We start from the raw sequence: 15,175 nt of genomic DNA on the forward strand, positions 1-15,175 counted from the left end.
CGTCCATGCCCGAAGAGTCTGCGTTTCCCATCTTCGTCGCGCTGACCGCAGCGCTTGGGGCCTGCATGGGCTCTTTCCTGAACGTCGTGGCGCACCGCAGCATCGAGGGGCGCCCGTGGTGGGGGAAGGAGCGTTCGACCTGCGAAGCCTGCGGCCACGTCCTCACGCCCTGCGAGCTGATCCCGATACTCTCATGGTTTTTCCAGAGGGGGCGCTGCCGATCCTGCGGCGCGTCGCTCTCCCCGCGCTATCTGCTGGTGGAGCTCATCGGAGCGGCCGGAGCCGCCGGAGTCGCCTGGCGGTGGGGCCCCTCCTGGGCCGGCGCCCTCGTCCTGTTCGCGTTCTTCAGCCTCCTTTTGAACGCGCTGACCGACTTCGAGTCCGGCGACGTGTTCGACGCCTTCGCCCTGGCCCCCGGCGCAGTGGGGATGCTCCTGCGCTGTGCCGGCGGACGCGAGGCGCTGTTGGACGGGCTGGCGGGCGCGGCCGTGGGCTGGGGGGCCTTCGCCGCCATCATCCTGATCACCGTCCTCGTCCTCTCCCGCGAGGGCATGGGCTGGGGCGACGCCTTCTTCATGGGCGGCATGGGGGCCGTCATGGGGTGGAAGCTCACCCTCCTGGCCTTCTACCTCGGCATCATGGTTGGAGGGTTCGGCATCGTCCTCCTGATGCTGCTGGGCCGCGTGCGATGGGGGCGGGGGGACGCCGTCCCGCTGGTCCCCTACCTGGCGGTGGGGTGTTACCTGACGCTCCTCTGGGGACCGCAGATCCTGGGCTTCATCGGCCAGCGCTTCCCCAACCCGGCGGCGTTCCTCCCCTCCTGGCCGTTCTGACTTGAGTGCTCGAGTGGGTAACGCGCCAATGACTGCAAGCGCAATGGCATAAAGTGCAACGCATAAAGAAGGGGGCCGTCCCGGCGGACGGCCCCCTTCTTTGTTTCGTTGGTGTCATCCACCTCAGTCGCCCCTCACAGCGGGGAGGACGGGGAGTCATGCATGAGCGGCAATGGTGCCCCTCTCGTGTAGCCCCCGCTAGCGGGCCTCGTGGGAGCGCGGCTCCTCGTCTCGGGCCTCGGGGCGCAGCAGCCAGCGTCCCCAGTCGAAGTGAAGGAGCCCGCTCAGGACATAGGCAAAGAAGAGAAAGAGCGGGGCTGCGTTCCTGAGGAACGCGAAGGAGAGGACCAGGAGCGAGGAGAGCGCGAGGCACTTCCTCCGGTCCGCGCTGCGCTTCGTCAGCCTCTTGAGGTTGGCGTAGGGGATGCTGGAGATCATGAGGAAGCCCGTCAGCGCCAGGACCGCCGCCATCGCCCCTGCGGGCAGGTCCGCGCCCGCCAGCACGAAGGAGGAAACGAAGAGCCCCCCCGCCGGAGCGGGCAGCCCCTGGAAGGGGCCGGGGACGTGGACCACGTTGAACCGCGCGAGCCTCAGCGCGGTGCACAGCGCGAAGAAGCAGGCCGCAGCCGCCCCCAGAAGGCCGCCAAAGCCGCGGAGGGAGGTCTGAAAGATCAGGATAGAGGGCGCGACGCCAAAGCTGACCAGATCGGCCAGGCTGTCGAACTCAAGCCCGAACTGGGAGCCGCCGCCCAGCATGCGGGCCACCTTGCCGTCCATGCCGTCGAAGATCACGGCGAAGAAGACCAGCCACGCCGCCGGGACGAACATCCCCTGCGTCGTCAGCATCAGCGAGAACACCCCGCACAGCAGGTTCCCGCTGGTGACCATATTGGGCGCGATCTGTCGAAACTCCAGCGGCTTGCGCGCCGAACCTCGTTTTCTCCTGAAGAAACTCATCGTTCCACCTCTCCTATGAGGGAGACTCCGGCATACACCTTATCTCCAATCTTGACTGTCAATCTTACCTCCCTGGGAAGGTAGATGTCAACTCTGGACCCCAGGCGAATCATCCCATAGCGCTGCCCCGCCTCCAGGACGTCACCCAGCTTCAGGCGACAGACGATGCGCCGCGCAAGCAGTCCCGCGATCTGCACCATCATGACCGGACCACGGGGCGTCGAGAGGCCGACGAAGTTGCGCTCGTTGACCTCGGAGGCCTTCGCGGCGAAGGCAGCGACCTTCTTTCCCGGAACGTAGTCCAGAAAAGCCACCTGCCCCGCGCAGGGGGCCCGGTTCACGTGGACGCTGAAAACGTTCATGAAGACCCCCACCCGGACGGCGGGCCCCGTGAAGGGGTGCTCGACCTCCAAAATCTCAACGACGCGCCCGTCCGCCGGGGAGAAAAAGGCGTTTTCCCGATCCGGCGTGCTGCGGTCCGGGTCGCGGAAGAACCAAAGGACGAAGAGCGTGAACGCCCCCATCGCCGCCCCCAGGGCGAGGGAGAAAAGGGCGGCAAACGCCGTCAGCAGGACGGAGGCCGCAATCGTGAAGAACCCGTCTCTGGCAAACCTCATGGCAAACTCCTTACGTCGGGTCGGAGCCTTCAAAGGGCAGGCTGCGCGTCTCGCCGTCCTCCGGCTCACCGGACCGGAGCGCGTCCGCGCGCACGACGCTGCAGTCCGCCACCAGGTCCCCTTCGTCGAGGCGCACCGTGATGTCCCCCGTGGCGGCACGACCGAGCAGCCGGATCTCCTGAACCGCCACCCGGATCATGCGCCCGCGGACGGTGACGGCAATCATCTCGTCCTGCTCGTGCACCGCGTGGCAGGCCACGAGGCGCCCCGTCCTCTCCGATATCTTCATCGCCAGCATCCCGCCCGTGGCCCGGTGGTGGGGCGTGAACTCGTCAAAGCGCGTGCGCTTCCCCACCCCCCGCTCGCTCAGCAGCATGACGTCCTCGCCGTCGCCCGCCACGTCGCAGCTGATGATGTGGTCGTCCCCCGCAAGGTTCATGGCGCGGACGCCCCTTGCGCTGCGGCCCATGGGCCGAAACTCCTCCTCCGGGACGCGCAGGGCCTTCGCCCCCGCCGTCATCAGCAGGAGGTCGTCCCTGCCCCGGGTCAGGCGCACCTGGGCAATCTCGTCCCCCTCGTCCAGGGTGATGACGCGGCGGGGCCGGTTGGAGTCCATGAGCTCGGAAAAGGGGACGCGCTTCGCGATGGCGCACCGCGTGAGGAAGAAGGCGTACCGCCACTTCTCCCCTCCCGCCTCCTCGCTGGCCAGCGTCACCACCGTCTCGCCGTCCTCCAGGGGCAGGAGGGAGGCGATCTGCCGGCCCTTTCCTCCCGATCGGGTTTCCGGGATGGCGAAGCCCCGCAGCGACATGACCCTGCCCCGGTTCGTGAAGAAGTAGAGGTCGCGGTGGGTGTGGGTGACGCAGACCATGGCGGCGCTGTCGTCCTCCCGCACCGCCGCGCCCTTGCGCCCCTTGCCGCCGCGCCCCTGCAGCGCGTAGGACTCCAGGTCCTGACGCCTCAGCAGGCCGTCCTTCGAGAGGACCACGACGATGTCACTCTCCGGGATCAACTGCTCGTCCGGCGTCTCCAGGTAGCTGTCCAGGATCTCCGTCCTCCGCTCGTCCCCGAAGCGCTTCCCCAGGTCCGCCAGCTCGTCCCGGATCACCCCGTCCAGCGTCCGGGGATCCCCCAGAATCCTCTCGTAGGACGCGATGTCCGCCTGAAGCTGGCGCATCTCCTCCTCCAGTTTCTCGCGCTGCAAGCCCGTGAGGCGGCGCAGGCGCATGTCCAAAATCGCCTGGGCCTGAAGCTGGGAGAATCCAAACCGGTCGATCAGCCCCCGCTCCGCCACGTCGTCGTTCGCGGCCTCCCGGATGAGGCGGATCACCTCGTCGATCCGGTCCACCGCCCTCAGCAGCCCCTCGACGATGTGGGCCCGCGCCGAGGCCTTGTTCAGCCGGAACTGGGTCCTGCGGCGCACCACATCGCGCCGGTAGCTCAGGAAGAGCCCCAGGATGCTCGCCAGGGGCAGGAGCCTTGGGGTCTGCCGGTCCAGGGCCAGGTTGATGACGCCGAACGTCGCCTGGAGCTGCGTGCGCTTGTAGAGCTGGCGCATCACAAGGTCCGGGTTGGCGTCCCGGCTCAGCTCCAGGACGATCCGCATCCCCTCCCGGTTCGACTCGTCGCGGATGTCCTGAATCCCGTCGATGACCTTGTCCTGGGCCGCCTTCACCATCGTCTCGATCAGCGTGGTCTTGTTCACCGCGTAGGGGATATCGGTGACGATGACGTTCACCTTGCCGCGCCTGCCGTCCTCCACGTGCATCCGGCCGCGGACGATAACCTTGCCGCGGCCCGTCCTGTAGGCGTCGTAGATGCCCTGCCGCCCCAGGATCTGGCCTCCCGTGGGGAAGTCCGGTCCCGGCAGCCGCTCCATGAGGTCCGCCAGGCTGGCCTCCGCCGGGTTGATCCCCTCCTCGAGGAGCCAGCAGAGGACGTCCGTCACCTCCCGCAGGTTGTGGGGCGGGATGTTCGTCGCCATGCCGACGGCGATGCCCGTGCTCCCGTTCACCAGCAGGTTGGGCAGGACGGAGGGAAGGGAGAGGGGCTCCTTGAGGGACTCGTCGAAGTTCGGCCCCCACTCCACGGTGTCCTCGTCGATGTCCGCCAGCATCAGCTCGCCCAGCTCGTGAAGCCGGGCCTCCGTGTAACGCATGGCCGCGGCCCGGTCCCCGTCCACGGACCCGAAGTTGCCCTGCCCGTCCACCAGGCAGTACCGCAGGCTCCAGTCCTGCGCCAAGCGCACCATGGTGTCGTAGATGGAGCTGTCGCCATGAGGATGATACTTACCCATCGTCTCTCCGACGATGCGGGCGGACTTTTTATAGGCGGAATTGTGGCGGAGCCCCAACTCGGACATCGCGTAGAGCACCCTGCGCTGTACCGGCTTCAGTCCGTCGCGCACGTCCGGCAGGGCCCGGCCGACGATGACGCTCATCGCGTAGTTGAGGTAGCTGTCCTTGATCTCCCCCACCAGCGGTAGGGAAAGGATCCGCTCCCCCGCCCGCTGCCCCTCGATCTTCTCTTCCGACATAAAATCAATGACCTCCCAAAAACTCTCCAGCACAACCCGGAGCGTCGGGCCGACGCGCGGCTCGCTCATACGTTCACGATAGCCTTACGTCCTATTTTAACACGAGGGACGGACGAAAAACGGCATTGGACGCCATTCATGCCGCTTTTTGCGCAAAAACACCGCGCCGCTTCTGCTAAAATACAGAGCGCAAGCGATGGCTCAGGCACGCCGGAGAGGGGCCTTTTCCCCGTGCGGCCAAGGGCCTTTTGGACATCGACAAAAGGGGGACCCTTCGACGCTGCGGTCGGGCTCCACGGGTTCTGCATGGCATGGCGGAGCGGCTCGCCTGGGCACAGGCGGACCGCCAACGAAGGGTTCGTTCGCGTCAAATTCGCATGAAATGGGGGTTTGCTCTCAAAATGAAGGATCTGAAGCAGGACGTTCGCGCTCTCCTTGAGTCCTACAGGGCGCGCGGGAGCTTCACCAAGGCCGTCTGCGCCGTCTCGAAAAACGGCAAAACGATCCTAGAGCTCTCCATGGGCTGCGGCCTGGAGACGTTCTTTGACCTGGGCTCCGTCACCGAGGTCTACACGACGACGGCCATCCTGCACCAGGAAGCGCTGGCCCGCCTCGCCCTGGAGGAGCGGCTCGACAGGCTCCTGCCCTTCGCTCCCCTGGGCCCCGCCACGCGCTCGCGCTTTGAGCGGCTCACCGTCCGGGACCTGCTCACCCACGCTTCGGGCATCCCGGCCTGGTACCCCTTCTACGCCCGGCAGGGGAGCTTCTGGGACGTCCTGGAGCACGTCCTGTCCGTGGAGCCCCCAGCTCAGGGCCCCGTCCACAGCGACGTCAACTTCATGATCCTGGGGGAGGTCGTCCGGGCCAAATGCGCGGGGCTCAAGGAGTCCCTGGCGGACCTCAACGCGGCAATCGGCGCCTCATCGACCTACGGGCCGGTGGACCCAGGCATCTGCGCCGAGACGGAGAACGGCAACCGGGCCGAGGCGCAGCGGTGCGCCGACATGGGACTCCCCTTCGAGGGCTTCCGCCCCGCGGACCGTCCCATCGTCGGCACGGCCAACGACGGCAACGCCTTCTACTTCTTCAAGGGCGTCGCAGGACACGCCGGCATCTTCGCCTCCGCCCGCGCCCTGCTGAAGCTGGGACGTATCTACCTGGACGGCGGCTCCTCCGGTGACAGGGAGTGGCTTCGACACAAGGCCGTGGAGGAGGCCTTCAGGGACCATGGCGGCGGCTGGGGCCTCGGCTGGAGCCTCTCCGACGTCTTTCCGAAGGGCGTGGGGCACGCGAGCCTCTCCGGCCCCTCCCTCTGGCTCACCCCGGACTGGAGGATCGCGGCGGCGCTGCTCGTCAACCCCCTGACGGCGGACCCAGCCCCGGACCTGTCGGACCTGCGCCGCCAGCTGCACGCCATGCTGCTGCAGTCCCTGTAGCGGGGCGAACGACCTCGAGGGGGGTGCAGCGCGCACCCCCCTCACGCGATCACGCGATCATCAAACCAGGGCTGCCGGCTGAAGGCCGCGCCTGGCGCGGAACTCCGCGAGGCTGACGACCTTTGCGGGCCGCCGCAGCCACCCCTTGCGCTCCGCCTCCGAGGTCAGAGCCGCAAGGAGGGCGGGGATCTCCCGCCGGGTCTTGATCCCCAGCTTGCGGTTTATGTTGCGAATGTGATATTTCAACGTGTTTTCCGTGATGAAGATCGTCGCACAGATCTCTTTGGCGCTTTTGGACTCCGCCAGCATGACCGCCACGCGGCGCTCCTGCCGCGTCAGGTCCATCCCCTCGAAGTACGCCGTCAACGCCATCAGAAGAAGGTCGTCGCGGCTCCAGCTCATCAGATCCCTCTTGAACGCCGTCATGCAGAAACAGCCTCCTCTCGATCTTCCGGCCGCCCCCTCCGCAGGGGCGGCCCATCCCGAGAACGCCGGGCTTGTGCGCCCTCAAGACTTCAGCACGGCAGAAGGATACCTCAAAGCCGGGAGGGCGTCATCACCCCCCCGCAGGATTCGTCGCGGGAGCCCTGCTGTGGCAGCAGATCAAAAAATCGAACAAAAATTCAGCGTTGACAGGGGTTGACCTCCGGCTCACCCAAAAGGATGAGCCGGAAAATCCAGGCCCCAGGGCCCGGTCGCTGTGAGCCTCGAGTCTGGGTCAAGGGTCAAACGATGGGGGGCGGCGGTCCGGCTCGCCGGCGCGCCTTCAGGATGCCGATGTACAGGGTGAGGAGCTCTCGTTGGGAGGAGACGCCCATCTTGGCGAAGATGTTTCGGTTGTGGGTCTTTACCGTGTTGGGGCTGATGTTGAGGGCGGACGCCACGTCCCCCGCGGAACAGCCCTGGAGGCAGAGGTCGAAGACGGCGCGCTCCGCGGGGGAGAGGGTCCCCGCACGCTCGTTGAAGGCCCGTTCCTCCGCGCCCATCGCCCCGTCCGTCTTCCGGGCGTCGTCCGAGTGGGCGCTCAGGAGCTCGACGAGTTCGTCCAACTGAGCGTTCGCCGCCATCGGGCCATCCGAGGCCCAACCCGACAGGACGGGACGCAGGTACAGCCGGCTGAGGCAGAGCGAGAGGAGGACCCCAACCCCCGCCGCGATGGCGAAGGGCAGGGCCAGCCGGAGGGTTCGGGCGCGGCTCGCCGCGTCGTAGCTCTCCTTCGGCACCAGGAGGGCGAAGGCGAAGTCCCGGGCGCCCTCCGGCGGGTTCGCAGGCTGCACCCTCAAGGTGCGGTGGGCCCCCACCAAGCCGCTGCCGTCCTCGGACTGATACACCGTCAGTCCCTCCCGGCTCCCCGTGCGGAGGATCTTTCCCACCCCCGCGCCGTCCGGCCTCTCGTCAACGAAGTAGCGCCACGACATGAGGCCTCCCGACAGGTTCAGCCCCGTCTCGTCGATGGGGACCAGCGCACAGAAGGCGCCCTCGTAGATGTTGGAAGCGGGGACGTTGGTCCTCTTGAAGTACAGGTCCGTGAGGTCGAAGCCGCAGACGCCGAACGCGCTGCCTCGCGAATCGACGAGGGGCGCCGCGCACAGCATGGCGCGCCGCGCCGTGCCCCGGACGGGCGCCGCCGGAAACCACAGACAGACGCGCTCCGCTTCCTCCGCCCGCGACTGGGGAAGGGAGAAGTAGTCCGCGCCCTGGACGTCGAACTCCATGCCCCACTCCTTCTCCATGGCGAATCCGCGGTCCAGGGCGACCCCCGCGGGGCCCCGCAGCAGCTGGTATTGAAGGGCGGACCCGTTGACGAAGTCCGGGGCCCAGTTGACGAGGTAGAGCCCCGATCGGGAGGTCACGGCCTCCTGAAGGCGCAGGCTGGCCGTGGCGTTCAGGATCACGAAGGCCCCCGTGGCGCGGGAGCGCTGCAGCGAGAGCATCAGGAGGTCGAACTGCGACGCCAGAAGCGGTTCCAGCAGCTCCGGCCGGCGCATCAGCCCGTCCGGAGAGAGGTCCCGCGCGGACAGGAACTGCTCCGCGCCCCGCGAGATCATCCGACTGAGCTGCAGGGCCATGGCCGAGAGCTCCCCCAGCCGGCGCTCCGTTCCGGCGGCCAGGCGGTTCAGCTCGTTGTCGAAGGCCAAGCGTCCCCGCCGGTCCCTCAGGCTGACGCCTCCCGTCAGGAGGAGGGCCATAAAGACGACGGCGGCTACCGTCAACGCGATCGCAGCAAAGAAGGCGTAGAGCTTCAGCCGCAGCGCGCGCCCGAGGGCGTCACCGGGTCCGGTCGAGGAACTGCTCATAGGCACCCGCAGACGCCATGCTCCAGGCGTCCTCCTCGCTCATCCCCGCGTCCAGGGCGTCCCGATAGCGCTGACGGGACTCCGACGCGACGTCCCACAGGGCCCGCTCGTAGCGGATCTCGAGCTCCCCGTAGTTCGGCAGGGGGCTCTGGGGGACGAAGGCGTACTCGTGCTGCATGACCCCGATCGTCTCGATGTAGCTCTTCCAGATCCCGCAGGCGCCCTCGCTCCACTCCGCCTCGGCCCGCTCCGCCGCCTGTCGCGTCACGGGGAGGTAGCCCGTGCCGTAGACGTAGCGGAGGTTCTCGTCCGGGGACGTCAGCCACTTCAGGAACAGGACGGCCGCGGCCTCCCGATCGGGCGTGCTGCGCAGGAGCGTGAACCCTCCGGATCGGAGGATGGCGGCCTTCCGCCCCCCCTCCAGCACGGGGAAGGGCAGGATGTCGAAGCTCACGGGCTCCGAGGTGTTGTCCCGGTAGATCACCCGGTTGGGCACGAAGGTGATGCCCGCCGTAGCGCTGGTCCAGCACAGGAGCAGCCCCGTCTTGGCCAGGTCCGTTCCGTAGCCCTTGTAGATGGCCGCGTAGCCCCGCACCCTCGGCTCAAAGAGCAGCTGGAAGACGCGACGGTAGGTCGGCGACGCGACGTTGAGCCCGTCGTCCACAAAAGGGTCCTCCCCCATCTGGGCGAAGGCGGCCTGAAGCAGGTTGAAGGGGTTGTCCACCATGAAGAACATCGCCCCGTCGCGCTGGACGTTCGGCGTCCTGTCGTCCGTCCAGCGGTAGTAGCGCTCGGCGGTGCGAAGCAGCCCTTCGAGGGTCCCCAGCTCGGACAGCTGCGCACCCGTGTCCTGCGCGAAGCGGTCCCAGAGCGTGCGGTTCAGGATCAGGCCCTCCGACCCGCGGCCTATGGGGAAGGAGTAGAGCTTTCCGTCGTGGATGCGCCCCGCCTCGATGAAGGAGGGGACGTATCGGGCCAGCTCCTCCTGGGAGAAGTAGTCGTCAAAGGGGACCACCCGTCCCTTTTCGATCAGGGGAAGGACGGACTTTGGGTAGGCCACGACGATATCCGGGGGCTCCGGAGCGCCCGGCGCGTCCTCGGCGATGGACGTCAGGTTCTCGTGGATGATCTCAGCCTTGGCGATGTTCGTGACGAGGATGGCGACGTCGTGCTTCCGTCCCGTCGATCGGTTGAAGCGGTCCACGGCCACGGTCAGCGCGTCCTCCACGTGCCCCGTGGGGTTGTGCCATATCGTGAGCACGATGGGGTCACGTCCGGCACTCCGCCAGCACAGGAAGCCCAAGGCCAGAGCCGCCGCAGCACAAAAGGCCGCTATAGCCAGGCCACCACGAGAACGAAACAGGACCACGCGCAAACACCTCCCTCTGCGTCCGTCGCAAGGGGGACGACGGGATTTCATTATAATACAACACAACGCCCGGCGTCCGCACATCAAACGGGCGAAAAGGGTGTAGAATTAGGGAAGTTTTGTACCCGTCAGGCACGGGGGAAGGAGATTCGCACCGATGGGGAAACGCGCCTTTTTCGTCCGCAGGGTCCTTTGTCTTCTCTGTCTTGCAGCTGCGGCGGGGGTCCTGGGCTACCGCGCGGTCCTGCGCTTCGCCCCGGACAAGCTGCGCGAGGAGGTCCGCTCCGAGATCGCGACCCTCATGAACTCCATCCAGATGGAGACGCTGAGGACGGGTGTCCTGCTCAAAAAGGCGGCGCTCGAGGCGGGGCGATGCGGAGCCGCCGGCGACGCCCTCGCCTGCAAGTCCCTTCCGGCCCGCTACCTCGCGTCCTACGACGTGGTCGGCAGCCTGGGGCTCCGCCTGCCGGCCGAGGCCCTTGCAGACGGAAGGCCCCTCGCGGAGTACGCCCTTCGGGAAGCGGGAGAAATCTCGACGATCGACGACTTCCCTGACGGCGCCGAAGCCGTCTCGGAGGACGAGGAGGCGGTCCTGTGGCGGCCGTTCCGAATTCACCCCCTGACGAGGACCCCTTCGGTCTCCGCCGTCTATCCCGTTCGGGCAAGGGGCCAGACGTGGCGGGGCTTCGTGACCTGCGACATGGACGTGTTCGAGCTCCAGAAGCTCGTCACGGACCGCGTCCTCCCCGACTCCCTGACGGCCGACGTCCTAGACTCACAGGGCGTCGTTCTGGCGAGCTCCCGGCCATCGGCCCTGATGCGCCCCGCAGTCCGTGACGCTGGACCGGACTTCGTCCGGGCGATCCGGACCGTCCTCTCGACGGCCTCCGGGGACATCGACTACGAGGACGGGGGAGAACGGTGCCGCCTCATCTTCGACACCATGCCCGAGACGGGCTGGAAGGTCTGCATCAGGTCGCGGACCCGCGACGTCTACAAGAACGTGACCTGGTTCCTGGAGAACAACGTCCGGGTATACTCGTGCTGTGGCTTCCACACCCTGAGGCGGGCACCACAGCAACTGGTCGGCGATCCATCCTCCACCGAACGGAAGGCGCCGGGGGGCAAGCCCCGACGCCTTCGGCGCTTCGACCTGAAGGGTTCCCGATGAACGTGGCAGAGCTCAGAAAGGTTCCCAGCGTGGAGGCGCCGAGCGCCGCAAAACGATAAAAACGCACGACATATCATCCTCAAAATTTTAAAGGGAGTGGGTATTCATGGCGATCAAGAAAATCGATCGGTTATTAATGGCCCTGCAGGCCTCTTTGCTCCTCATCGGCCTCATGCTGCTCTACGCAAGCGGGAAGTCCTACTGGAACATTGAGAGAAGCGGCATTCCGAAGATCGTCGATTTGAAGACCCTTTACGCTACCAGCTCAGAGTACGCGCGCGTTACTGCAAAGCTGAAGGATACCGGCATCCACATCCCAAAGGACGAACACGACAGCGAGTCTTATTTCTACGTGATTGAGCTGGAGGACAAGCTGGTCTTGATCGAGAGCCTGCACAAACAAAAGGAGGGGCGGGCTCACACGTTTTTCGTGCGGCCCCATCCGTATGAGGGGACGCACGTGGAGATGTACTTTTCCGTGCTGGCCGCTGCCAGCAACCGCCCGGTTCGCGACGTGCGGGCGGAGTACGCGGATACGATGCTGCAGTACTTTGAAGACAACCCCAAGACATACAACGTGATCTTGCTGCTCATCGGAGCGCTCCTGTTCGGTTCGGGCGCGCTGTGGACGATCAAGGCAAGGAACGGCAAAGCAATGATCCGCGCGATCTTCACCTTCAAGGACGACGAATAGGAAGAACAATAAGGCTGCCGGAACCTTCGTCCGCATGGCGCTCCATACAAACACAAAGCCCCCTCGGAGGCACAACGGGCGAGGTGTCCCCGAATGACCGTCGTGGCGGCCCCAACAGGGAGCCGCCACGACGGTTCCGGCCAGGGCCAAACAAGACCACAGCTACTCGGAAAACCTCTCGAAGAGATCGTCCAGCTCTGGGCAGTGGTCCATGTCCGCGCAGCCGGAGACCCCGTCCGTGCTGACGAACCTCTCGACCTCCACGGACCCGTCCTCCATGAATTCGACCTCCCAGCGCTCCCCCGGAACGGCGATCTCCGCCATCACCGCCTCCTCCCGAACCTTGTTGAGCCGATAATAAATTTTTTCCTCCTCAAGCCGGTTGAGGAACCTCAAGAATTGTTTCATCGTCTCTTGCCCCCTGTCTCGTTCGATTTCTCGTTCGATTTACCGAAGTTCACGATAGTTCACGATTTGAAAGACCCGCCGTCAGTTTGCGCCTCTCTTTGGCACGCTTCATGGAAACACGAAACCGGCCATCCCGTGAAGGGCCATCCCACCGATTTTTCAAAAGGGGCGTTCACCTGAACCGCGGCCCTGCCGCGCCCTGGCAAAACCTTCAAGTTTACGAAAGTTTACGATAGAATAAGGGACAAAAGGCCGTGACTCGGAGGATCGGTCTTCCGAAAGGGCAACCGTTCCACAAAGCTTCCGGCGGACAAAATCTTGAAGAGGTGTTGAAACGGTGAGGCATCCCAATCTGTGTCTGAACCTCGCAATCGGTGTGGCCCTCGCGGTCCTGACGGCCCTCCCGTCCGCGCCCGCGGAGGGCGCCCGGCGCTACGTCGCCTCGGGACGCATCGTCCCCGTCTTCGAACGGCTGGCGGGCGCGGTGTCGGCGCCCCCCACAGGCTGGGCGGAGGTCCGCGGCGACGCGGGCGCTCTGGTCATGGCCTACGGCGACGTCATCGACGCGGACCCGTCGGAGCGCGCGGACTGGCTGGTCCTCCGGCGAGGGCCGGACGGAAGGGAGACGTCGGGCTTCGTGGAGCGGAAGCTCATGGTCCCCATGCCGGACTACGAACCCTTCCCCGCCCAGTCCTGGCAGGCCCGGCGGGACGTGTCCGACCTCTTCCTCCTGCCTGGGGCCCTCCCCCTCTCCGCCTACGACGGGCTCAGGGTGCCCCGCGGAGCCGTGGCCTCGGTCTCCGGCCGCGCGACGGATTCGGAAGGCCGGGCCTGGCTGCTCTGCGTCTTCGAGACGGACCGGTCCGGGGCGTCGGGGTTGGTCGCGGGGTCGGACCGTCGCTGCGCCTGGGCGCCGGAGGAGGCCCTGGTCTCCCTGGCCGCCGCATCCCCCGACCTGACCCAGGTGGCCCCTGAGGCCCTTCCGCCGGGCCTCAGCCGCGACGAGCGCAAGTTCCTGACCCACAGCGGCTTCTACGTCGATCCCGACCCGATCCTGGGACCCGACGGAGGCGGGGCCGCAGCCCCCCGAAGGGCGCGCTTCATCACGGCCGACATGGCGCTCTGCGCCTTCCGCCTATCAGCAGGCCGCGCGGTGCAGAGGGTCGAGGAGCGGGCGCTCCTGCCCCTGCTCCACGACTTCCTGAGGTCCCTCGCGGACGCCGCCCGGCGCCTGCCCGAGGACCTCTCCGCCTCGGAGCCGGGCCGGACGGCCGCGGCCAACGTCAAGGACTTCATCGCCCTGGCCGCGTACCTCGCCACGGGCGGCGTGACGGAGGTCCCGCCGGAGGTCACGGACCTGGCCTGGGGCACGATGCTGGGCACAGGACACCTCGATCACAACCCCTTCACGGAGCTTTCCCAGGACTTCGCCGCCTTCGCCCCGCGAGGGCGCTACCTGCTGAACAACCAGATGAAGGCCTGGTTCCGCACCTCGCGCCTGCTGGAGATGGCCTGGCCTACCGACACGGAGAGGGGTGCCGCCGCCGTTCTCATCCTGAACCGCCTCATGAGGACGAGGGACGTGCAGGCGCGCTGGCGCGCCCTCGTCGCGCCCCTCCAATACCTGCGGGGCGCCACGACACCAGAGGACGGCGTCGCCGCGGCCCTGGAGCCCTTTGCGCTGGCGGACCTCAAGGCCCCGGACCGCGTGAAGGCCCTGATGTCGGCCCTCGCGGAGCTCGACCAGGGGAGCGGCGGCCCAGGACGCAGGTTCGCCCTCCTGCCCCTTCGCCCCTCCTTCGAGGCGCGGGCATTCGGGCTCCCCATCGCGCCCCCGGAGGGCGCGGCCGAGGACCCTGCTCCGCTGCCGGACCCGCTGGAGGTCATGGCGGCGCTGGGGTCCCAGCCGGCGCGGGACGAGCTGTCGCTGTTCGCGGGGAGTCGGGGCAGCGACCAGGCCCTGCGGGCTGCGGCGGACCTGTGGGCGGGGTACGCGGCGGGCAGGGAGGAGGACAGCCTGCGCACAGACGCCCTGAAGTGCCTCAGCGCCTACCTGACACCCGCTCCGACGGGGAAGGGCCCGGCCCAGTACTTCGCGACGCAGCCGGCCTGGGGCTACAAGAGGCTCGTCACGGCGGAGGCCGCGCTGGCGGAGCTGGGGAGCGCGGCCGAGGCGCCCGCAGGCGGGGGCGTTTCCACAGGACGCGACCCCGAAGGGACCTGGCGTCCGGGCCCCTTCGCCCCGCCCCTCCCCAGGGGGTACGTCGAGCCCGCGCCGGCCCTCTACAGCGCCCTGGCGGAGGCTGCGGACCGGCTGGCGGCCTTCGTGACCCCCCTTCTGGGAGGCAATCCGGACCCTGGCGTCCGGGGCCTGACGGACTTCGCCAGCGAGATGCGCCACCTTGCCGGCATCGCGCAGCGCGCCATTGATGACGCCATGACCTACGACGACTTCTACCGCATCCAGCACCTTCGCCTGCCCGAGGCAGGGGCCCCCGCGGTCGTCCTGGCGGAGGCCGCCGCGTCTCCTGCAGCCGGACAGGCCCTCTACGTCGGCACGGGCGCGCCGCGCAGGCTCCTCGTCTACGTCAACGACCGATCGGGGGGAAGCCGCGTCACGGAGGGGCGTACGCTCTCCTTCTACACCTTCACGCGCCCCCTGGGAGCCGGGATGGCCGAGGGAAAGTGGCAGACCCTGGTTCGGGACGGCGGACGGCAGGATAAGCTGAAGCAGTGCCTCCCCTACTGGGCGGGCCGGCTGTACGAATGACCGCCTTAAAGCGGTGAAATTGACGGCGGCGGAACGGGCTGCCTCAGGTTATAATCGGAGCCGGGCCGGAGGGTTCCGGCCACATTC

The 15,175-nt window shown here is 67.1% G+C and carries 12 protein-coding genes; 5 read left to right on the forward strand and 7 right to left on the reverse strand.

Annotated features, from left to right (window positions below; translation table 11 throughout):
* Nucleotides 1-5: 5 nt before the first annotated feature.
* Nucleotides 6-833, forward strand: a complete 828-nt coding sequence (locus ACK28C_RS00670; protein ID WP_409152321.1) for a prepilin peptidase — start codon at nucleotides 6-8, stop codon at nucleotides 831-833.
* A gap of 198 nt (nucleotides 834-1,031) precedes the next feature.
* Here the strand turns inward: ACK28C_RS00670 and pssA are convergent, their stop codons facing one another.
* Genes pssA through gyrA form a run of 3 tightly spaced genes read right to left on the reverse strand, consistent with a single transcriptional unit; the run spans nucleotide 1,032 to nucleotide 4,943 of the window.
* Entirely contained in the window at nucleotides 1,032-1,790 is a 759-nt protein-coding gene (gene pssA, locus ACK28C_RS00675) for a CDP-diacylglycerol--serine O-phosphatidyltransferase (RefSeq protein ID WP_015555979.1), read from the reverse strand.
* A complete protein-coding gene (locus tag ACK28C_RS00680; protein ID WP_015555978.1) occupies nucleotides 1,787-2,407 on the reverse strand; it encodes a phosphatidylserine decarboxylase family protein in 621 nt (206 codons plus the stop codon). Before ACK28C_RS00680 ends, pssA begins: the two co-directional genes overlap by 4 nt.
* Nucleotides 2,408-2,417: 10 nt before the next feature.
* Nucleotides 2,418-4,943, reverse strand: a complete 2,526-nt coding sequence (gene gyrA, locus ACK28C_RS00685; RefSeq protein WP_409152323.1) for a DNA gyrase subunit A — start codon at nucleotides 4,941-4,943, stop codon at nucleotides 2,418-2,420.
* A 401-nt stretch (nucleotides 4,944-5,344) separates the two neighbouring features.
* Here gyrA and ACK28C_RS00690 point away from each other — a divergent pair, with 401 nt between their 5' ends.
* On the forward strand, nucleotides 5,345-6,379 hold the full coding sequence (locus ACK28C_RS00690; RefSeq protein WP_015555976.1) for a serine hydrolase: 1,035 nt from the start codon (nucleotides 5,345-5,347) through the stop codon (nucleotides 6,377-6,379).
* A 60-nt stretch (nucleotides 6,380-6,439) separates the two neighbouring features.
* On the opposite strand, the gene ACK28C_RS00695 is transcribed toward ACK28C_RS00690, so the two are convergent.
* From ACK28C_RS00695 to ACK28C_RS00705, 3 genes are all read right to left on the reverse strand, one after another.
* Nucleotides 6,440-6,805, reverse strand: coding sequence for a response regulator transcription factor (locus ACK28C_RS00695; RefSeq protein ID WP_015555975.1), 366 nt, complete (start codon nucleotides 6,803-6,805; stop codon nucleotides 6,440-6,442).
* A 299-nt stretch (nucleotides 6,806-7,104) separates the two neighbouring features.
* Nucleotides 7,105-8,676, reverse strand: coding sequence for a LuxR C-terminal-related transcriptional regulator (locus ACK28C_RS00700; protein ID WP_409152627.1), 1,572 nt, complete (start codon nucleotides 8,674-8,676; stop codon nucleotides 7,105-7,107).
* Nucleotides 8,648-10,045 (reverse strand): extracellular solute-binding protein, encoded by a 1,398-nt coding sequence (locus ACK28C_RS00705; RefSeq protein ID WP_208872563.1) that lies wholly within the window; start codon nucleotides 10,043-10,045, stop codon nucleotides 8,648-8,650. The genes ACK28C_RS00700 and ACK28C_RS00705 overlap by 29 nt, the downstream gene beginning before the upstream one ends.
* Nucleotides 10,046-10,202: 157 nt before the next feature.
* Here ACK28C_RS00705 and ACK28C_RS00710 point away from each other — a divergent pair, with 157 nt between their 5' ends.
* A complete protein-coding gene (locus ACK28C_RS00710) occupies nucleotides 10,203-11,216 on the forward strand; it encodes a cache domain-containing protein (RefSeq protein WP_409152324.1) in 1,014 nt (337 codons plus the stop codon).
* Nucleotides 11,217-11,322: 106 nt separating this feature from the next.
* Nucleotides 11,323-11,910 carry a hypothetical protein gene (locus ACK28C_RS00715; protein WP_208872560.1) on the forward strand — a complete coding sequence of 196 codons (588 nt, stop codon included), beginning with the start codon at nucleotides 11,323-11,325 and terminating at the stop codon, nucleotides 11,908-11,910.
* Between the two features lie 162 nt (nucleotides 11,911-12,072).
* On the opposite strand, the gene ACK28C_RS00720 is transcribed toward ACK28C_RS00715, so the two are convergent.
* Nucleotides 12,073-12,318: a hypothetical protein gene (locus ACK28C_RS00720; protein WP_015555973.1), complete on the reverse strand. Its 246-nt coding sequence runs from the start codon at nucleotides 12,316-12,318 to the stop codon at nucleotides 12,073-12,075.
* A gap of 337 nt (nucleotides 12,319-12,655) precedes the next feature.
* On the opposite strand from ACK28C_RS00720, the gene ACK28C_RS00725 reads away from it, so the two are divergent.
* Nucleotides 12,656-15,088: a DUF3160 domain-containing protein gene (locus ACK28C_RS00725; RefSeq protein ID WP_409152325.1), complete on the forward strand. Its 2,433-nt coding sequence runs from the start codon at nucleotides 12,656-12,658 to the stop codon at nucleotides 15,086-15,088.
* Nucleotides 15,089-15,175: the final 87 nt, after the last annotated feature.

The organism is Fretibacterium fastidiosum, assembly GCF_964642095.1.
GTDB lineage: Bacteria > Synergistota > Synergistia > Synergistales > Aminobacteriaceae > Fretibacterium > Fretibacterium fastidiosum.